13 protein-coding genes are annotated in these 20214 nt (G+C 50.9%); 5 read left to right on the forward strand and 8 right to left on the reverse strand.

The annotated features are described in order from the left end of the window. Positions 1–93 precede the first annotated feature (93 nt). Both HHO50_RS12410 and HHO50_RS12415 read left to right on the forward strand, forming a co-directional pair. Positions 94–810, forward strand: a complete 717-nt coding sequence (locus HHO50_RS12410) for a hypothetical protein (protein WP_181306371.1) — start codon at positions 94–96, stop codon at positions 808–810. Next, positions 807–1595 (forward strand): DUF3307 domain-containing protein, encoded by a 789-nt coding sequence (locus tag HHO50_RS12415; RefSeq protein ID WP_181306372.1) that lies wholly within the window; start codon positions 807–809, stop codon positions 1593–1595. Before HHO50_RS12410 ends, HHO50_RS12415 begins: the two co-directional genes overlap by 4 nt. 73 nt (positions 1596–1668) lie before the next feature. Here HHO50_RS12415 and treY read toward each other — a convergent pair whose 3' ends face one another. From treY to HHO50_RS12440, 5 genes are all read right to left on the reverse strand, one after another. After that, positions 1669–5901 (reverse strand): malto-oligosyltrehalose synthase, encoded by a 4233-nt coding sequence (gene treY / locus HHO50_RS12420; protein WP_181306373.1) that lies wholly within the window; start codon positions 5899–5901, stop codon positions 1669–1671. A 242-nt stretch (positions 5902–6143) separates the two neighbouring features. Continuing rightward, entirely contained in the window at positions 6144–6512 is a 369-nt protein-coding gene (locus tag HHO50_RS12425) for an endonuclease domain-containing protein (protein ID WP_181306374.1), read from the reverse strand. A gap of 174 nt (positions 6513–6686) precedes the next feature. Continuing rightward, entirely contained in the window at positions 6687–8525 is a 1839-nt protein-coding gene (gene treZ, locus HHO50_RS12430) for a malto-oligosyltrehalose trehalohydrolase (protein ID WP_181306375.1), read from the reverse strand. After that, positions 8518–10665 carry a glycogen debranching protein GlgX gene (gene glgX / locus HHO50_RS12435; RefSeq protein WP_181306376.1) on the reverse strand — a complete coding sequence of 716 codons (2148 nt, stop codon included), beginning with the start codon at positions 10663–10665 and terminating at the stop codon, positions 8518–8520. The genes treZ and glgX overlap by 8 nt, the downstream gene beginning before the upstream one ends. A 718-nt stretch (positions 10666–11383) precedes the next feature. Next, positions 11384–13036, reverse strand: coding sequence for an NADP-dependent glyceraldehyde-3-phosphate dehydrogenase (locus HHO50_RS12440; RefSeq protein WP_181306377.1), 1653 nt, complete (start codon positions 13034–13036; stop codon positions 11384–11386). Between the two features lie 546 nt (positions 13037–13582). Here HHO50_RS12440 and HHO50_RS12445 point away from each other — a divergent pair. Continuing rightward, positions 13583–14869 carry a citrate synthase gene (locus tag HHO50_RS12445; RefSeq protein WP_181306378.1) on the forward strand — a complete coding sequence of 429 codons (1287 nt, stop codon included), beginning with the start codon at positions 13583–13585 and terminating at the stop codon, positions 14867–14869. Between the two features lie 293 nt (positions 14870–15162). Here the strand turns inward: HHO50_RS12445 and HHO50_RS12450 are convergent, their stop codons facing one another. Beyond that, entirely contained in the window at positions 15163–15648 is a 486-nt protein-coding gene (locus HHO50_RS12450; protein WP_181306379.1) for a toxin-antitoxin system YwqK family antitoxin, read from the reverse strand. Positions 15649–15847: 199 nt separating this feature from the next. After that, positions 15848–16354, reverse strand: a complete 507-nt coding sequence (locus tag HHO50_RS12455; protein WP_181306380.1) for a toxin-antitoxin system YwqK family antitoxin — start codon at positions 16352–16354, stop codon at positions 15848–15850. A gap of 315 nt (positions 16355–16669) precedes the next feature. On the opposite strand from HHO50_RS12455, the gene HHO50_RS12460 reads away from it, so the two are divergent. After that, the gene (locus tag HHO50_RS12460) at positions 16670–18046 is read left to right on the forward strand and encodes a PhoH family protein (protein ID WP_181306381.1); all 1377 of its coding nucleotides are present in this window, start codon (positions 16670–16672) and stop codon (positions 18044–18046) included. 122 nt (positions 18047–18168) lie between these two features. On the opposite strand, the gene HHO50_RS12465 is transcribed toward HHO50_RS12460, so the two are convergent. Continuing rightward, the gene (locus HHO50_RS12465; protein WP_255478718.1) at positions 18169–18693 is read right to left on the reverse strand and encodes a DinB family protein; all 525 of its coding nucleotides are present in this window, start codon (positions 18691–18693) and stop codon (positions 18169–18171) included. Between the two features lie 315 nt (positions 18694–19008). Here HHO50_RS12465 and HHO50_RS12470 point away from each other — a divergent pair, with 315 nt between their 5' ends. Further along, complete coding sequence (locus HHO50_RS12470) at positions 19009–19446, forward strand: YkvA family protein (protein ID WP_181306383.1); 438 nt, start codon at positions 19009–19011, stop codon at positions 19444–19446. Positions 19447–20214 lie beyond the last annotated feature (768 nt).

A 20214-nucleotide genomic window follows, 5' to 3' on the forward strand; every position in this document is an offset into this window, starting at 1 on the left:
ATCAACCTATAATGTCGGAATATAGGTTGATAGACCTATAATTTAGATTTATAGGTCTATACGTCTATATTTAGAAAAATAACATAAAAGAGAATGGAATGGATAGGAGTATTAACTGGTGATATAGTAGACTCAACTAAATTAACTAGCATTGAAAGGGCAAGGCTAGAAGAGAGGCTAAATGAAGGCTTAACAAAAATAGTTGGTAAACAAAACTATGAGCTTTATCGTGGTGATAGTTTCCAAATAGTAATCAACGAACCAAGTACTGCTTTAAGAACTGCAATAAAAATAAGGTGTTTGTTGAGAAAGAGTTTAATAAAGGAAGATTTATACAATGAAGCCAAAGAGACATATCCAAGCGAAAAGAAAGGTAGAAATCTATCAACTCTCCATTTCTCCTATAAAAAAAATGTTGTTGATGCAAGAATTTCAATAGGAATAGGAGCAAAAGGCTACAGTAGTCAAAATATAAAAACATCAGACGGAGAAGCGTTTCAATTGTCAGGAAGGACATTAGATAACCTTAAAAGTAAAGGGCAAAAATTGGTTGTTACTACTCAAAATAAACCATTTAATGATTATATTGATGTAATCTGCTCATTTTTAGATGTCTTTATCAACAACTGGTCTTTGCAACAAGCAGAGGTTGTATATGAACTATTAGAAGGAAAGAAGCAAATAGAAATAGCAGAAATGATAAACATAAAACAAGCATCTGTGAGCCAGAGGATAAATACTGCTCATTGGCAAGAAATAGAAAAAGCAATTAACCTATTCGAAAAGAAAGTAAAGGAAATATACGAATGACTGGCTTTACTCAAATAGATATACTTCTGCTATTAAAGTTAATTCTTGCGCATTGTATCTCAGATTTTGCATTGCAGCCATCTTCCTGGGTAGAGGATAGGCACATAAATAAGCACAAGTCAAAATTCTTGTATTACCATACACTAGTGACAGGCTTAACAGCATTGGTGCTAACCCTGAACTGGAAACTAGCACTGATAGTAACTATTTCTCATTTCTTTATTGACGTGTGGAAATCTTACAGAAGCAGGGCAATTCAAAATTTCTTGCTAGACCAATTATTTCACCTGATTGTAATTGGGCTTAGCTGGTTGTATATATTAGGAGGAGTTTTGAACCATCAAGTAATTTTGTCTAATTACACATACATGATATATGTAACAGGATATTTTATAGCAACTTATCCTTTAAGCATCTTAATCAAAGTATGTACCTCAAAATGGGGAATAGAAAATAACCGAACTACAGCAAATACATCCACTACAATAAACCAAGTACAACAACCGTCTCAAAACTTGATAGGCCAATTACAGGAAGAGGAACGATGGGATGAGCTAAAGGAAGCTGGAAGATGGATAGGAATAATAGAAAGAATGTTGATTATTACATTTGTACTTCTAGAACAATATGAAGCCATAGGATTATTGATAGCCGGAAAGTCAATAATAAGATTCAAAGAATCAGACCAAAGGAAATCAGAATATTTTCTTTTTGGAACGTTATTAAGCATCTCCCTTTCAATATTCTTAGCATTAGCGATGAAGGTGGCTTTGCAGCACAAATGAAACTTGTATATACTTACTAATAACTAAAAAAGGCCATAGATTCATCTATGGCCTTTTTCTATCTCTTTTCTTTCTAATCTCTATTATACATCCTCGTCCAGTCTTTCAACTGCTCCTCGGTTTGCTTAGACACTTGGCCGGGCACTAAGCGCCAGCCCCAGTTGCCTTCGCCTTTGCCGGGCGTGTTCATGCGGCCTTGCTCGTCAATGCCTAGTACATCTTGCATGGGCAGGATGGCGGTTTTTGCCACCGAGGCGTAGGCCAGGCGCGCCATCACCCACCAGATGTCGTGCTCGCCTAACTCGCGGCCCAGGTAATGCTCAATCTGCTGGTGGAACTCCTTGCCTTCGTTGCGGTACCAACCCAGCGTGGTGTTGTTGTCGTGGGTACCGGTGTAGGCAATGAAGTTACGGGCGTAGTTGTGCGGCATGTAGGCGTTCTGCGGCATCTCATCGCCCCAGGCAAATTGCAGGATCTTCATGCCCGGTAGGTTGAAATCATCGCGCAGTTTTAGTACCAGGTCGTTGATTTCGCCCAGATCCTCGGCAATGAACGGCAGGCTGCCCAGTTCCTTCTCCACGAAGGTGAAGAAATCGGCCCCGGGGCCTAGTTTCCACTCGCCTTTTTTGGCCGTGGTTTCCCCGGCGGGTACTTCCCAGTAATCGGCGAAGGCCCTGAAGTGGTCTAGCCGCACCAGGTCATACAACTCCATGTTCTTGCGCAGACGGCCAATCCACCAGCTGTAGTCCTGCTCTTTGAGCACGTCCCACTTAAACACCGGCATGCCCCAGAGCTGTCCGTCTTCAGAGAAATCATCGGGGGGTACGCCCGCCACGCCGGTCATGTTGCCAAGAAGGTCTACCGCGAAGATGTCCCGGTTGCTCCACACGTCCACGCTGTCATAGCTGATGTAGAACGGCATGTCGCCGAACATCTGGATGCCGCGGTTGTTGCAGTACGTGCGCAAGCGCTTCCATTGTTTGTGGAAGATGAACTGCACCCATTTTATTTTCTCCAGCGCCTCGGCGTTTTCCCGCACCAGTCGCTCCAGCCCCTCGGGGTGGCGTTGTTTGAACTCATCGGGCCACTGGAACCAGGCACTGCCGTCATGCTGCTCTTTCAGCAACACATACATGGCAAAATCATGGAGCCAGCTTGCCTCAGAACCACAGTAGTCCACGTACTGCTGTTGCAACGTAGGGAAATCGCCGGACTGGAACGTCTGCCAGGCGCGTTCCAGCAGTTCGTCTTTCACGCGCTGAGCCTGCACGTAATCTACATTACCCGTTTGCGGCAAATGGTATTGGGGCAACTCCTCTTCGGGCAGCAAGCCTTCTTTGGCCAAAAGTACCGGACTGATGAGCAGCGGGTTCCCGGCGCGGCTGGAGATGGAGCTGTACGGCGAATATCCTTGTCCGGCTTCAACGGGGTTGAGCGGCAGCAACTGCCAGTATTTCTGTTGGCTGGCCTGCAGGAAATCGGCGAATTTACGCGCCTCGGGGCCCAGGTCGCCAATCCCGAAGGCAGAGGGCAATGACGTGATGTGCAGCAGAATACCCGCGCCGCGCTCGTTCTGGGCCTGCAACTTGAGCATGGCCAGCGGGAAAATCCCGAACAGATCGGCTACGCTGAGTTCGTGCGCGTAATTTCCCGTGCTCCTAAGGAACGTGTCCTGCCAGTCTTTGGGCGCGTCTTCCGGAATGATCACCTTGGTGTCTTTCCAGTCAATGTCCTGAATGGTTTCCACGCCTTGCTCTTTCGCCAGGGCGGCCAAATGCAGCGGCACGGCCACCACGTACCAGGTGCGCAGGTGCTTCCGGACGAAGGCCAGTACGTGGTCTTTGTGTTCTCCCTCCACGGTGAGCGGCAGGTACTCGCCCTTGGCGAAAAGATCGGCGTTGTTTTTCCGTTCGGTGAAGAGCGTGCGGGTGAGCCAGAGTTTGATGCGGGCATCAGGACGGTTCTCCCAAAGGTTTTCCCACAAGGCCTCCTGCTTGTTCAGGTCATAGTCGTTGAGTTCTTCCAGCCAGGCTTGCCGCTTTTCATAGTCCACGGGTCGGCGGTTGTCTGGGTCTACCAGGCTGAAATCCCACAACTCGGTGCCCTGGTATACATCTGGTATACCCGGTGCGGTGAATTTCAGGAGCACCTGGCTTAGCGAGTTCACAATTCCGAAGTCAGTGGTTTTAGCCCTGAATTTCTCAAAACTGGCCCAAAACGGACGGCTCCTGTCCAGAAGCTTCACCGCGAAGGCTTTGGTTGCGGCCTCGTATTCCTCATTGGGCGTAGTCCAGTTGGAGTTGACTTTGGCTTCGCGCAAGGCTTTCTGCAGGTACTCCTGAATGCGGTTCTCAAAGTCATCCTCGTCCTGTCCCGGCATGGGGTATGCGCCCAGCAAGGTCTGGTAGATGAGGTATTCGTCGTTTACGTCGGGGGCGTTGTTCTGCTTCAGGTCGGCGTTCAGCTCGCGCCATTCCTGCACGGCGGCCGTCCAGTCCTCGGCCAGTTCAGTGAGTACGTTCAGGCGGGCCCGCACGTCTTCGCCGCGCTTGGTGTCATGGGTGGAGGTTCCGTTGAGCGACAGCGGCCAATTGGCCTGCCGGTCTAGCATGATCTGGTGGAATTCCTCCGGACTTACGCCGAAGGCCTCCGGCGCATCTCCCACCTCATTGTGCCCGATGAAGCGATTGTAGGTGTACATGATGGTATCTTCCACCCCTTTGGCCATCAAGGGCCCGCTGAACTGCATCAAGCGCTGGTAGAACCGCTGCGAACGTTCCAGATACGTATCATCCTCGCCTTCGGGCGCATTGCCCAGAATGGCTCTTTCCAGTAATTCCACCGCCCCAACCGTTTCCGGCTTACTTTCCCGAATCTGGTTGAAAATCAATTGCACTGCTTCGGCTTCCTCGCCGTCCAGCGGCATCTTGTTTCCATAATAACGGTACACGGGGCACTGGATCAGGAACTCGCCGATGGCGGCTTTCAAGGTTTCCGGCTCCACGGTGCCCAGCACCTCCTCGTCCACCAAGCGTTGCTCCAGCAAGTACTGGTACAGGTTCTCGCGCTCGCCACCCATGTTCTCCCTCAGGATGTAGGCTTTCTTCTCGTGAATCTGTTCGTGAACGGCGGCCCCCTCGCCTACCAGTTGGTGATACAGGGCATTGAAGGCTTCCGCGCCTGGTTTGTAGGTGAACAGGTTGTTCACGTAAGCCAGGAAATCATACCCGGTGTTCCCCTGAATGGGCCACTGCTTCGGCATGGGCTCGCCGGGCTCCAGAATTTTCTCCACGGCGATGTAGGTTTCTTCACCGGCTAGTTCGCGCAGTTGCTGTAAGTAGCCGGTGGGGTCATACAAGCCGTCTACGTGGTCAATGCGGAGGCCCTGGAACACGCCTTCGTCCTGTAGTTGCTTGATGTACTGGTGATAGGTGGTGAACACCTCCGGATCCTGGATGTTGAGACAGATGAGCCCATTCACGGTAAAGAACCGGCGGAAGTTGATCTGGTAATCGGTTTCCTGCCAGTGGCACAGTTGGTACACTTGCTCCTGGGTGAGTTGCAGCAGGCGGTCTTTGTCCTTGTTGAACGCCTCCAAACTGGTCTCCACTGAGGCTTTCACTACGTCATTCTTCATCAACGCCGTCAGCTGCTGCCGGAATTCGTCCCACTTTAGTGAAAAGCCTTTCGGGTCTTCCTCATTGTGTGCTTCCTTCAACTTAGTCAGTAACTGCTCTAAGGCCTGGTTAGATGCTCCGGCACCTTTCAGCAAGGTTTCATACGACCGCAAGTTCAACGGATAAGCACTGTCATAGTACTTTAACACCAAACGCTGTTGCTCCTCGTCAAAAGCCACTTTCAGCTCGCCGTTTTGGATCACTTCTTCCAGTTTAGAGCCCAGAAACGGCACCATCACACGCCCGTTGTACAGAAAGCTAGTCCACCCGATGTCGAAGAACTTATAGTATTGGCTCAAGGGGCCTTTCTCCAGCACATCCATGAGCCAGGGGTTGTTGGGATGGTAGGCCATGTGGTTGGGCACAATGTCCTGCAACCAGTTGATGCCGTTCTCCTTCAGGCTCCCGCTCAGGGTTTTCAGTTCTTCCTCGGTTCCGATTTCCGGATTGATGCGGTGCGGGTTCACCCCGTCATAGCCGTGCGTACTGCCGGGAGTAGCCTCAAAAATGGGCGAAGCGTAGATGGTACTTACCCCTAATTTCTGTAGATATGGAATAACACGCTCAAAGTCTGCGAAGGTAAACTCCTTGTGAAACTGCAAACGGTACGTCGCGACAGGGTTATGCATATTTTTTTATGATTTGAAGATGTGGAAATGGGGAGATGTGCAGATGAATTTCCCCCTGGTACCTCTCACGTAAAGAAGGTTTTGTGAGTTGCTGTTTTTGGCACGTTTTACGGGAAACAGGCTTGAAACAGTTTTATATTTTTCTATTCTCTAAGGAGCATTTGCTTTCTTTAGTAAACTTCTGCTACTCCAGTAGGTACTCCCCCTTTGAAGGGGGCAAGGGGGATGTTTACACCAGCAGGTTACGTTTGCTGATGCTCTTCAATCCAATGGTAAATCTCACCTACCACATATGGCATTTGCTGCTTCACTTCTTTATCTGAAAACCTCAGGAACTTTACTCCATACGCCTCCAATGCTTTCTGCCGATGTGCATCATATTCCACTTTGTGGTCATGACTGTCACCGTCTACTTCAATGGCAAGCAACATTTCATGGCAGAAGAAGTCAACGATGTAGTCCAGAAGCGGTACCTGCCGGTGAAATTCTACGCCGAGGCTTTTGCCTTTGAGTTCATTCCAGAGGAGAATCTCGGCTAGGGTGCAGTTGTTCCGAAGGTCTTTCGCCCTTTGTTTTAAGTCTTGCCGATATGGGATGAGGCGGTTGGGCATCTTTGTCAGGAATGCGTGTATCTGGTGGTGTAAACATCCCCCTTACCCCCTTCAAAGGGGGAGTTTCGGTAATGTATGGGGAAGATTTAATTTGGATGTTTCTGGCCTGTTTACAAGAAAACAGGCCAGAAACATCCACCATTCTATATTTATAAACAAGTAGTCATTCACAAACTACGCCTGGAACACCAATACACTCTCCGGCTGCACGGTCACTTCTGAACCACCAGTAGCGATGCTTTCCGCAGCTTGGGGGCCGTTCCATTCTGGGGCAGCGGAGTCTAGCACTACGTTCCAGGTCTTGCTGCCGATGGGCAGGGACATGGTTTGCGGAGAGGCGTTGAAGTTCATGAGGCAAACTGCTTGCTGGTTTCCGTGCCAGCGGCGCAGCGTCAAGGTTTTCTTGGCTTCGTCGCAGGAGACTTCCAGGGTTTTGCGATCCAGATGCTTTAAAGCAGATAACTCACGGCGTAGGCGCAGGAGGGTCTGGTAGTAGCGGAACATGGCTTGGTGTTGGCCTTGGGCCACCAAGTCCCATTGCAGTTTAGAGTTGTTGAAGGTTTCCTCCGCCATAGGGTCTGGGGCTTCGCCTTGGGCGTGGAACGCGGCAAACTCTTCTTTACGGCCTTTGCGCACGGCCTCGGCCAGGTCTGGGTCGGTGTGGCTCACGAAGTACTGGAAGCGGTTGGGCTCTGCGTACTCCTCGCCCATCCAGAGCATGGGCAGGAACGGACTGAAGATGACGGCGGCGGCGGCCAGTTTCTGCATCTCAAAGCTCACCAGTTCGCCCAGGCGCTCGCCCAGCATGCGGTTGCCTACCTGGTCGTGGTTCTGGGTGAAGACAATGAACTGCTGGCCGGGGTTGTTCTCGGCTTTAATGCCGAAGGTTTTGTTCCGGTGCGGCGAGAATTGCCCGTCATAGACATAAGCGTCTTCGTAGGCTTTGGCCAGGTGCGCGATGCCGCTGAAATCTGAGTAATAGCCGGTATTCTCGCCGGTTATGGTCACGCGCAGGGCGTGGTGAAACTCGTCCACCCACTGGGCATCCATCCCGAACCCTTGCTCTTCCAGCGGATTGATGAAGCGGGTGTCGTTGAGATCAAGTTCCACAATCATGTAGTGTTTGCGGCCGGTGGCTTCCATCAACTCGTTCACGTGCTGCTTCATTTCACGCAGAATGTGATTGGGGCTGAAGTCTTTGATGGCATGCACGGCATCCATGCGCACGGCGTCAATGTGGAAGTCGCGGAACCACATCAAGAGGTTCTCGGTGAAGTAGCGGCGTACGCCATCGCACCAGGCATCATCAAAATTGAGGGCCGGGCCCCAGGGGGTGTTGTATTTGTCGGTGAAATAATGGCCGTAGACACCCAGGTAATTTCCCTCGGGGCCCAAGTGGTTGTACACTACGTCCAGCACCACGGCTAAGCCTTTCCGGTGGCAGGTGTTTACCAGGTGTTGCAAGGCTTTCGGCCCGCCGTAAGAATCCTGTACCGCATAAGGGAACACGCCGTCATAGCCCCAGTTGCGGTTTCCGGGGAACTGCGCCACAGGCATGATCTCAATGGCGTTTACGCCCAGTTCTTTCAGGTAGTCCAGCTTTTCTTCCAGTCCGGCAAAGGTGCCGTCTTGGGAGAAGGTGCCGGTGTGCAGTTCATAGAGCACGTAGTCTTCCAGGGGCACGTTCTGCCAGGCATCATCTGTCCAGTTGAACTTCTGTAAATCCAGGGCCTGTGATGGGCCGTGCACGCTCTGGGGTTGGGAGATGGAAGCTGGGTCTGGGTATTCCTGGTCTTCGTCTAGGCGGTATTTGTAGGTATCGCCGGGCGCGAGCTGGTCGGTGGTTTCGTGCCAGTAGCCGAACTCGCCTTTGCGTAAGGGAATGATGGTGTTGCCCTCGTTAAGGGTAATTTCCACCCGCTCTGCCTTGGGCGCCCACACCAGCACTTCGGCAAGGCCGTTGCTGGTGAAGGAGACGCCCAGGGTTCTTTTAGTGACGTCTATTTTATTCATTAGGAGTATGAAAGATAGGGTGCTTCAACACTAATACTGATCGGCCTTCCACCAGGAATGACTCGCCTGCTTTGTATTTGGTAGGCTCCTGGGGTTCCACCAGGTTGCGGAAGGTGTCCAGCGCCACAGTCCATTCTTTGCCGTATTTCTCACTTGGCGCATGAAACACCAGAGAGTCATGGTAGGCATTGAAGATCACGTAGAAAGAATCATCTAACACCACCTCGCCTTTAGGGCCGCGGGAATGCACGCCGCGCCCGTTCAGGTAGATGGCCAGAGATTTGGCATGGTCTTGTTCCCAATGTTCATAGGACATTTCTTCCCCGTTGGGTAGGAACCACGCAATGTCTTCCACCCCTTGTCCTTTGATGGATCTTCCCTGGAACCAGCGGCGGCGGCGGAATACCGGGTGGCTTTTACGGAAATGGATGAGTTTTTTGGTAAACTCCAACAAACCAGTATCTGCCGCTTCCCAGTTCAACCAGGAAATCTCGTTATCTTGGCAGTAGGCGTTGTTGTTCCCGTTTTGGGTGCGGCTTAATTCATCGCCGGCCACCAGCATGGGCACTCCCTGGGACAGGAACATGGTGGTGAGGAAGTTGCGCTTCTGGCGGTTCCGGAGGTCGTTCACCCATTGGTCATCGGTGGGGCCTTCTACCCCGCAGTTCCAGGAACGGTTGTGGTCATCGCCGTCTTTGCTGTCTTCGCCATTGGCCTCGTTGTGCTTCTCGTTGTAAGAAACCAAGTCATTCAAAGTGAAACCGTCATGGGCGGTAATGAAGTTGATGCTGGCCGTAGGCCTACGGTAATCATCATAATACAGGTCTGAGGAACCGGTGAAGCGGTTGGCGAACTCCGCCAGCATACTTTCCTCGCCGCGCCAGAAGTCACGCATACAGTCGCGATACATGCCGTTCCACTCCGTCCAGCCCGGCGGGAAGTTCCCCACCTGGTAACCGCCCTCGCCTACATCCCAAGGCTCGGCAATCAATTTCGCCTGGGAGATGATAGGATCTTGGTGGATGATGTCAAAGAAGGAACTCAGTTTGTCAACGCCGTGCAGTTCCCGCGCCAGCGCTGAGGCCAAATCAAAGCGGAAACCGTCTACGTGCATCTCCGTGATCCAGTAGCGCAAGCTGTCCATGATGAGGCGGAGCACGCTGGGTAGGTTGGCGTTGAGCGTGTTGCCCGTGCCGGTGTAGTCCATGTAGTAGCGCTTGTCTTCTTCCACCAGGCGGTAGTACGAAGCATTGTCAATTCCCTTGAACGACAAGGTGGGGCCTTTCTCGTTCCCCTCGCCGGTATGGTTGTACACCACGTCTAGAATGACTTCAATGCCCGCTTTGTGCAGGGCCTTGACCATGTCCTTAAACTCAGTCACCTGCTGGCCCAGCACGCCGCTGCTGGAATACCGCACGTCTGGCGCGAAGAACCCGATGGAGTTGTAGCCCCAGTAATTGGTGAGGCCTTTTTCCTGCAAGTGCCAGTCTGTAATGAAATGGTGCACCGGCAGTAATTCAATGGCGGTAATACCCAAGTCCAACAGGTACTGGATGGTGGCGGGGTGCCCGATGCCCGCGTAGGTGCCCCTTATCTCTTCCGGAATGTCTGGGTGCAGTTTGGTGAAGCCTTTGATGTGCGCCTCATAGATGATGGATTTATGGTAAGGCAACTTGGGCGACTGATCATCTTCCCAGTCAAAGCTGGGGTCTATCACCACCGACTTCGGGAGGTAGGGCGCACTGTCCAGATCACTGTAACTCAGGTCTTCGTCTTCATGCCCAAACTTATACCCGAACAGCGATTCATGCCAGTTAATGGTGCCGGCAATGGCTTTGGCGTAGGGGTCAATCAAGAGTTTATTGGGGTTGAACCGGTGGCCTTCCTCCGGTTCATATTCGCCGTACACGCGGTAGCCGTAAAGCTGGCCGGGTTTCAGGTCTGGTACATAGGTATGCCACACCTCATAGGTGCGTTCCTCCATTTTAAACCGGGCGGCTTCTTTCTCAGACTCCGGGGAGTCAAACAGACAGAGTTCTACGTGAGAGGCATTGTGGGCATACAGGGCGAAGTTCACACCTTCTCCATCCCAGGTGGCTCCCAAAGGGAAGGGCTTCCCTGGATAGGTAATTATGTTCATAGTTGTTTTGTATCTGGTACAGTTGCAGGACAAGCAGTAGGATTAAATTTTTGCTCGCGTACCGTCTACGCAATTCTGGCATTTGGGTATATGCCTGGAAGAGAAGAATATTCAAAAATGGATAAGTTCAGATATAAGTACGCTCCCCGTTCTCCCTTTTCGGCTTTTAAAACCGGTATAAACTGCGCCGCGGTTTTGGTTTGCCCCGGCCAAAAGGTCAACGTGCCCCCTCGTTTTAGGGCTACTTTCACGAAAACAGGCTGAAAACAGTAAGCTGAAACCTTGGTAAGCTGTCTGAGAAAGAGGAACCTAACCTACCCTTACCCCTCCAAGGCTAATCTTGTAGGGAAAAACAAGAAGTGCCAGTAGGTGAAATGGATCGGGTTTTAGCCGACAACTCCAGAATCAAAAGGAGCCTCCGCTTCCCGGCGGAGTGGAACTCCGCAGCAGACAAGTTCGGGAGTAGAACTCCCAAACAGCAAGGTATTCTTGTAGGGGAAACAGATATTTGTTAGACATCTATTTAAACATGAAATCAGGCTAAAGTAAATACGCACCATAGTTATGAGGGAGGACAACCTGAACCATGTGTTTAGAAATTGCATGGAGTTGCCGGAATCACAAGTTTCCTTTATGAAACCCCGACTACCCGTAGACGTAAAAATCCGCCGCAGAACTTACCTGCGGCGGATTTTGGGCTATTTTCAGAAAAACAGGCCTAAAAGATAAACTTGGTGCTGAGGAAGTTGGACTGCCCTTCACTCACGATCTGGTTCAGCAACTGCTTGTTGTTCTCGTTGAACTTGGTGGCTACCAAAGACCGGATGGAGAACGAACGGAGGGCGTCTACCACGGAGAGCGTGCCCTCGGCGCTGTCTTTGCGGCCGGTGAAAGGGAAAGCGTCCGGACCGCGCTGGCACTGGCAGTTGATGTTCACGCGGCTTACCTGGTTCACGAGGGGGTCAATGAGGGAAGCGACCTCCGCGGCGTCTTGGCTGAAGACGCTTACCTGCTGGCCGTGGGTGGACTCAATGATGTACTGAACCGGCTCCTCCAGGTCATCGTAGGCTACCACCGGAATGATGGGCCCGAACTGCTCCTCGCGGTACAGCTTCATCTTCTCGTTCACTGGGTACAGAATAGCCGGGTACACAAAAGACTCAAAGGCCGTGCCACCCCCCGGATTCACCACACTGGCTCCATGGGCCAGGGCATCATCAATGCAGTCCTTCAGATAAGCAGGCTTGTGCGGCTCTGGAAGCGGGGTCAACGCCACGCCTTTCTCCCACGGCATACCGTACTTGAGTTTGCCAACGGCTTCGGTGAGGCGCTCCAGGAACTCATCTACCTTGCTGCGGTGCACGAAGATGATCTTGAGGGCGGTACAACGCTGCCCATTGAAAGACAAAGCGCCCAACACCGTCTCGTCCACTGACAATTTGATGTCGGCGTTTTGGGTCACGATGGCGGCGTTTTTGGCGTCTAATCCTAAAATAGCCCGTAAACGGTTCACCTTGGGGTGCAGCTTTTTCAGCTCGTCGGCCACTTTGCTGGAACCAATGAGCGTGAGCACGTTCACCTGGCCACTCTGCATGAGCGCGGGCACAATGGCGTGGCCCCGGCCGTAAATGGTGTTCACCACACCTTCGGGGAAACTGTCCCGGAACGCTTCCAATAATGGGTAAAACAATAACGTTCCGTGCTTGGGTGGTTTGAAGAGGATGGTGTTGCCCATGATGAGCGCCGGGATGAGCGTGGTGAAGGTTTCGTTGAGCGGGTAGTTGAAGGGGCCCATGCACAGCACCACGCCCAACGGCGAACGGCGCACCTGCGCAATGATGCCCTGCTCTATCTCAAAGCGGGAAGACTGACGGTCTAGGTTCTTTAAAGCGTCAATAGTGGCGTAAATGTACTCCACGGTGCGGTCAAACTCCTTCACCGAGTCAGCGAAGGACTTGCCTATCTCCCACATGATGAGTTTCACCACGGTGTCTTTCTGGGCAATCATGCGCTGGGTGAAATGCTCCACGCACTTGATGCGCCCGTCCACGCCCATGGTGGGCCAGGCACCGCGGCCGTTGTCGTAGGCGTTTACCGCGGCGTCCAACGCTTCCAACGCTTCTTTCTCAGTACACACCGGATAGGTGCCAATGAGTTTGCGGGCGTACGTACCATCGGCCGCCTGGAGGGCCACCGGCGAGTACACCTGGTGGGAGGCTCCCGCCCACTCCTTCATGAATCCGTTTGACAAGTACTCCTTCTGGTGGAGTTCGCCGGGCAGCGAGTATTCCGCCGGAACTTCTCCTTCAGAGACGAAGATCGCTTTCAAAGCTTCCACAGTCACCTGGGCTACATTCTCTTTTACTTCCATATAACAAAAAAAGGGTTAACATCTGTGTCAGACTTCAATCTTAGGCATAAATGAAATATTAACAAAATAATTTCAGAATGTTTACTAAATTTTTATTGATAAATCTTTGGTATTAAACATTTGCTAATGGTTGTTAGGTAAAAGGGGATTTCTTCAACAGTAAAAGGTCAAACGATTGTTTGTTTTAGAAAATTAGCAAGAACTTTACGCAAGGCTTTCAGTTCTTACTTAGGGGAAATGCGTTAAAAAAATAGCAAATTTTATTGGCGGAAAACCGACGGTGTCTCTATCTTGAAGCCGTTAATTTCTGTTCACCAAAGTACTATTATATGAAGTGATATAACTGCTCATGCCCTTTCTCTTGCTTTATTGATTGCATTTACTAAAGACCTAGAAATGGACTGTGCAACAAAACGGACAATTCCTGTGCAACAAAGCAGGTGGGCGTAAAAGCACGTAATGCATAACGCTTTTCATTTTATGGTGCTTTTGGCTAACTTCGCCGCGAGGCGCAACAACCTAACTAAACAAACTTAAAGAAGTAATATGTCTGATTTTGCTGAACTAACTCTTGAGGGCAAATCGTACCAACTACCCATTGTGACGGGTACTGAAAACGAGAAAGCCATTGATATTAATGCTTTACGCGCGCAAACTGGTTACATTACCCTTGACTCGGGTTACAAAAACACGGGGGCCACGGAAAGTGCCATCACGTTTTTGGACGGTGAGCAAGGAATACTTCGCTACAGAGGCTACCCGATAGAACAGCTGGCCGAGAAATCTTCTTTCATTGAGGTGGCCTATTTGCTGATCTACGGCAAACTGCCTTCCCAGGAAGAACTGGATCATTTCGCAAATCAGATCAAAATACATACGCTGGTGAACGAAGACATGCGGAAGATCCTGGACGGTTTCCCGTCTGCGGCGCACCCCATGGGCATTCTTTCTGCTTTGGTAAGCTCGCTTACCGCCTTCTACCCAGAATCGCTGAAATCAAACCAGACCAAAGAAGAGGTAGACCTTTCCATCATCAGGTTGATGGCGAAACTCTCTACCATTGCGGCCTGGTCTTACAAGAATTCAGTGGGTCACCCGGTGAACTACCCCAAAAACAAACTAGACTACTGCTCTAACTTCCTGCACATGATGTTCGCGTACCCTACAGAGGAGTACGAAATCAACCCGGTGGTGGTAGACGCCCTGAACAAACTGTTGATCCTGCACGCCGACCATGAGCAGAACTGCTCTACTTCTACCGTGCGTCTGGTAGGTTCTGCCCACGCCAGTTTATATTCCTCGGTTTCTGCCGGTATCAGCGCCCTTTGGGGCCCATTGCACGGCGGCGCAAACCAGGCGGTGATTGAGATGCTGGAAGCCATCAAAGCCGATGGCGGGGACTCCAAGAAATACATTGAGAAAGCGAAAGACAAGAACGATCCGTTCCGTCTGATGGGCTTCGGGCACCGCGTGTACAAGAACTTTGACCCGCGCGCCACCATCATCAAGAAAACCGCCGATGAGGTACTGACCGCCCTGGGCATCAATGACCCCATCCTGAACATTGCCATGGAACTGGAGCAAGCGGCCTTGACTGATCCTTACTTTGTGGAGCGCAAACTGTACCCTAACGTAGACTTCTACTCTGGTATCATCTACCGCGCCATTGGTATCCCCACCGAGATGTTCACGGTGATGTTCGCCCTGGGCCGTTTGCCCGGCTGGATTGCCCAGTGGAAAGAAATGCGCGAAGCGAAAGAGCCCATCGGTCGTCCGCGCCAGGTATACACCGGTGCCACAGAGCGCGACTACACCTCTATCTCTGAGCGCTAGTCCTTAAGACAACCACCTAAAAAGAGAAGGTCAGGCAAATTTGCCTGACCTTCTCTTTTTAGGTGGCGGAACTATCAGCTTTCTAACTGACCTTGCGCCCTCCTGCTCGTGATTTACGGCGAGCCTGGTGAGTCGCTCTGGAGACCTCACAGGTTTCCGCGTTTTGCGGCTGTTTTCTGCAAAACAGCCGCAAAATGCATCAGTGGGGTTTTTCTCTCCCTTGCAGAGGGGCTGAGATCACCGCTTTTTGCATAAAGTATCAGCTTTCTAAGCTGCGGCCTCCGTGTTTAGTTTTATTCAGACTCTTTCTTTTTGGTGGGAATCGGCTCAGCAGATAAAGCTTTGCCCCGGTGGAAGGACTTCCAGCCGCGCCAGGTACCGGTGGAGTCATAGTATTGCCAATCGCCGTGCCACTTGTACATCAAGAGCTTGTTATCCTCAAAGAGGTAGGCCAGCCCTTCATGCGAAACTTTGCCGTTAGCGTGGTAAAAAGTGGTTTTGATGCGTTTGTGTAGGGGCTCGTACTTCTCCAGCCTTTCCAGTTTTCCCAGGTCAGAATAGGTTTTCCAGGTTCCTCGCTCCTTTCCATTCTTAAACCTACCGGTGTACATGAGTTGATCAGGTTTGTGGTCATAATGAGCCCGCCATTTCCCCTGTCTATTCCCTTCTTTGTTCACCTGGTTCCACTTCCAGGGCCAGACAATGGCCTGGCTGTTGAACGGCACCAAAAGACACAGACATAACGCACTGTTCAGTATTGCTTTCTTGAGGTTCGGCATAAGCCGCTATTCTTAAATGAGATGGATTGTTTTGGTTGCCCGTACGCTTTTAGTACAGGTAGCACAAAGTCAGCAATAATCTTCAAAAAAGAAAAGGATCTTGGTGGTGAGGTGTATCAGAGGTCAAGCAAAGCCTCGTGGCTACCCAAATCCTTCTCCTAATGAGAAAAAGGACTGCACACTTGCTCTCGGCTTTCTGCTACTTTGATTTTCTGATGCTGCTCAAGACCGGCAGATCTGTGGTGGGATTGCCTTTCACAAACGTCTTGATTCCCAAAGGCTGGCCATTCTGGTCGAAATATTCCCAATCGCCGTCCCAATAGAAATGGACGCCGCCGTTTTCGGCATCCCGCAGGTAGGCCATGCCTTTGTGGGAGACTTTGCCGTTGGGGTGGTAATAAACGGTTTTATAGCTCCTTTTCCGCCGCTGTATGCGTTCAGTGAAATAAAGTTTTGCGTCTGGGGTATAGGTTTTCCAGAGGCCCACTTCTTTCCCGTGCCGGTACTTTCCTTTGTAATGCACCACCTTTTCTTCATAGTCATGGAAGGTGCGCCAACGGCCGTTTTTCAGTTGTGCTTTGTCATAGCGGTTCCAGCTCCAGGGCCAGGCAGAGGCGGCTTCGCTGGTAAAGAATAGCCCCAGGGTCAGACTTAGCGTTAGCCCGACTTTTATGTGGAGAAGAGGGAGTTTTTGAGTCTTTTCCATAGAAGTATTGAGGTAAAATAAGCTGAAGAAAAGGAAGTACGGTTGAGCGTTCAAGCGGAAAACAGATGGAATAAGCACCCTAGAGTCTTCTTATTTCAGCAGTACAGTCTTGGTAAAACACTACCCCTTTTCGGCGCGTGCCTCAAGAATGCCTGGAATGCCCTGTAATACATGTTAAGTCATTTTAACTCAATTGATTTTAAGTATCAGAAATTTAATAGGGCTGTTTTCTATTTTGAAACGAAATAATCCCCATCTTAGGTATCAATGATCTGCTTCTTTGCCTAGCTTTTTTCCACTCTCAATCTCCTTCGCGTGCAGAAATCGACCACTACCCCAAAACGAGCCGCCAAGCCGAAAGCTGAGGCGCCTAAACTGAAAAAAGCCTTTGTCCTGGACACCTCCGTCATTCTCTACGACCACAGCGCCGTGGAGCATTTCGGGGAGCATGATGTCGCCATACCTATTACGGTGCTGGAAGAGCTGGACAACTTCAAGAAAGGGAATGACATCAAGAACTTTGAGGCGCGGGAGTTCATCCGGTTCATAGACAACCTCTCGGCCGAGCACATGCTCCAGACCTGGATTCCGTTGGAGGGCACCAACAAAGGGCGGTTCAAGGTGTTGATGGGAACCAGTTCGCCCATTGACGCCGAAAAGATTTTCAACGAAGACAAAGCCGACCACAAAATCCTGAACGCCACCCTGTCTCTGCAGCACGAAATGCCGGATTGCCGGGTCACGCTGGTGACCAAAGACATCAACCTTCGGCTGAAGGCCCGGGCCCTCAACTTGTCGGCGGAGGATTACGAGACCGGCAAAATCCAGAACGTGACCAACCTCTACCGCGGAAATGATCTGGTGGAGGATATTCCGCATTCCGTCATCTCCAAGCTGTACGAGCAGGGCGAATGTCCCGTGGAAGAAGCCATGCCTAACCCGCCCTTAGACAACCATTACTTTATCCTGCGCAGCGCCAAGTCTTCTGCCTTAGCGTATTATAACCCCCAAGATCGGCTCCTGGAGCGCGTAGACAAGCTGCACGCGGTGGGCATCAAACCCCGCAACGCCGAACAGACTTTTGCGTTGCACGCCATCCTGCACCCAGACATCAAACTGGTCTCTATCCAGGGCGTGGCCGGAACGGGAAAAACGTTGCTAGCGCTGGCGGGAGCTTTGGAGCAGCGGGAAACGTATCGGCAGATTTACCTGGCCCGGCCCATCATTCCGCTCAGCAACCGCGACCTTGGGTTCTTGCCCGGTGATGTGAACTCCAAGATTGGACCGTACATGGAACCGCTCTGGGACAACCTTAAATTCATCCAGAACCAGTTCCCCGAACACAGCAAAGAAAGCAACCGCATCAAGGAAATGGTGGAGGACGACCGCCTGGTGATTACGCCGCTGGCCTACATCCGCGGGCGGAGTTTGTCTAACATCATCTTCATTGTGGACGAAGCCCAGAACCTAACCCCGCACGAGATCAAAACCATTATCTCGCGCGCCGGCGAAAACACCAAGATCATCTTCACCGGCGACATTTACCAGATAGACACCCCGTACCTGGACAGCCAAAGCAACGGCCTCTCCTACCTCATTGACAAAGTGAAAAACCACCCGCTCTACGCCCACGTGACCTTGCAGCGCGGCGAACGCTCTGAACTGGCAAACCTAGCCAATCAGTTGCTTTAAAGCGTTGCTGGTTGCTGGTTGCTGGTTGTTTATAGAATTTAGTAAAAAGATCGCCTATCAAGGCCAATTTCTGCAAAACTGCTTAAATCAATAACAATGAGCAACCAGCAACCAACAACGCTTTAAAGCTTCACCAGATACCGCTCTTTGAGAATATTCAGGTGATGGCGTTCATGACCGGCAATGATGAAGGCAAGTGCCGCCACAGAGACAGGACTGCCGTTGGCATTCCCTATTCGGGAGATGGCGGGGGCTGGTAACGTGTCAAAGAGCGCGAGGGTGGCTTCTCTCACAATCTGGTGTTCGGCTAAAAGCCCGCTAAGGGTTCGCTCCTTAAAATAGGCGTTGGTGACGTATACATTTTCGTCAAAGCCGGGCAAGGCGCTCTGCTCCCCGCGGGCAATGCAGAGGGCCCGGTAAGACATAATCCGCTCGGTATCGTTCATGTGGCCTAACAGTTCTTTGATAGACCATTTACCGGGCTCATAGGCGAAGTCGGCCTCCGGCTCACTTACCCGGCCCAATAGCTGCACCACGTCTTGCCGTTGCTTTTGCAGGAAATCCAGAATGTCTGCCTGCGCGGGTAGGCTCTCAATGTACTTATGGTAATAGTCGTTGTATTCGCCGGGTTGTGGTTTTGAGATCATAAGCATTGTTTCTGAAGTAGAAAATCAAGTTCGTAAGACCTGGGCTAAATTACAACTCTTTGGTTGGCTCAGTGGCCGTAGGTGTTTATTGAATTACCCTGGCATCGCTGTTTTATGGTAGTAGATTTCAACCCATATTCTCACTCTTTTTATCTTTTCTAGCGGCCCCCTAGCCCTTCTCCCGCGGAGAGGAAGTTTTGCTGATGCGTTTTAGGGCTGTTTTGCGGAAAACAGGCGAAAAACAGGGGTTTGGTATCCGGCGGGAGATTGAGTGCGTATAAGTGGCAAAACTGACCGACGTAACTTCATACCGATATGAGCTCACTAGCAGACAAAGGATTACAGATTTCTAAAAACGTATTCTTCAATTTCCTGATCTCCAGAGCATCGGGGATTATGAAAAAGCCGGTCAAGGTGGGCTTGCTGCTCACCACCGCCTATGATAAACTGAAAGACGCCAACAGTTCAGAAAGTGGGTTTGCCCAGATTAGAGACATCATGTTCCGCCTCATCAGGCTGGTGAAGGCCTATTACAAGGGCACCTACCGCAATGTAGACACCAAATCTATGCTGCTGGGAGTAGCCGTACTGCTGTACATGGTCACGCCCATAGACTTAGTCCCTGACTTTATTCCCATCATCGGCTTTGCCGATGACCTTAGTTTGATGGCGTGGTTTATCTCTGCGTTTCAGGACGAACTACAGAGATTCCAGGTTTGGGAAGAAGGCACCGTAGCCGTGGGGCACTCGTAAGTTACGGTCTCCCGCGAACTGCACAGCCAAATTCTTGTCCCGTTTTGGGGTTGTTTCCTTAAAAACAGCCTCAAAACGGGACATTTGCGTTTGAGCCTTCGGCAAAGCCGGTGTGCTAACTTTAGACCACCTTTGGAATGATGTATGTCACTTGGAAGGGAATGGGAGCGCCAGAACCCACCCTGCCCCTCTGAGGAGGGAAATTAGCCTTTGCAGGGAAATACAGGCATTACAACCAATAACTGCTAATATTTACCTTCTTCCATTGGTTTCGGCGCAAGCATCCGCTTGTGTACGCGCACATTCCTGAACCTTTGTTTTAGAAAAACCTGTTTCCAGCCTCCTTTCTTAAAAATACACTGAAAACAGCGTTTCAAAGAGTAAAAGTGAAAAGTGCCCCATCAGATCAAATCCTTAAGCATGCAAAAGATCAGCCATGCGTGCGTCCGCTTGCGCCAGAAAACAAATAGAAGGACGTAAACACAAGTTGGCATAACCGCTACCACCTTTACTTATCTTGCTGTTCGGGAGTTCCACTCCGCCGGGAACCACGGGCAAAAGAAGGGGAGTAGAACTCCCCGGCAGGTTGCTTCCGGAGTGGAACTCCGGAAGAGCGGGATTGGGTATACTAACTGCCTGCTACTACTTTATCTACTTTCCCCAGTTCCAGTCTTCCCCGAGCGCGCCTCGCTTTTGGCCCTGAATGAACATCAGCTAAGGGAGACAGACCTCCCAGGCCGAAAGGGCAGTGCGAGAGGGGAAGACGGG

This window comes from Rufibacter sp. XAAS-G3-1 (assembly GCF_013623775.1).
Taxonomy (GTDB): domain Bacteria; phylum Bacteroidota; class Bacteroidia; order Cytophagales; family Hymenobacteraceae; genus Nibribacter.

Bases quoted from the DNA above. Each gene is read 5' to 3' on its own strand.
- HHO50_RS12410 (WP_181306371.1), top strand. From the start codon at position 94: ATGGAATGGATAGGAGTATTAACTGGTGATATAGTAGACTCAACTAAA.
- HHO50_RS12415 (WP_181306372.1), top strand. From the start codon at position 807: ATGACTGGCTTTACTCAAATAGATATACTTCTGCTATTAAAGTTAATT.
- treY (WP_181306373.1), bottom strand. From the start codon at position 5,901: ATGCATAACCCTGTCGCGACGTACCGTTTGCAGTTTCACAAGGAGTTT.
- HHO50_RS12425 (WP_181306374.1), bottom strand. From the start codon at position 6,512: ATGCCCAACCGCCTCATCCCATATCGGCAAGACTTAAAACAAAGGGCG.
- treZ (WP_181306375.1), bottom strand. From the start codon at position 8,525: ATGAATAAAATAGACGTCACTAAAAGAACCCTGGGCGTCTCCTTCACC.
- glgX (WP_181306376.1), bottom strand. From the start codon at position 10,665: ATGAACATAATTACCTATCCAGGGAAGCCCTTCCCTTTGGGAGCCACC.
- HHO50_RS12440 (WP_181306377.1), bottom strand. From the start codon at position 13,036: ATGGAAGTAAAAGAGAATGTAGCCCAGGTGACTGTGGAAGCTTTGAAA.
- HHO50_RS12445 (WP_181306378.1), top strand. From the start codon at position 13,583: ATGTCTGATTTTGCTGAACTAACTCTTGAGGGCAAATCGTACCAACTA.
- HHO50_RS12450 (WP_181306379.1), bottom strand. From the start codon at position 15,648: ATGCCGAACCTCAAGAAAGCAATACTGAACAGTGCGTTATGTCTGTGT.
- HHO50_RS12455 (WP_181306380.1), bottom strand. From the start codon at position 16,354: ATGGAAAAGACTCAAAAACTCCCTCTTCTCCACATAAAAGTCGGGCTA.
- HHO50_RS12465 (WP_255478718.1), bottom strand. From the start codon at position 18,693: ATGATCTCAAAACCACAACCCGGCGAATACAACGACTATTACCATAAG.
- HHO50_RS12470 (WP_181306383.1), top strand. From the start codon at position 19,009: ATGAGCTCACTAGCAGACAAAGGATTACAGATTTCTAAAAACGTATTC.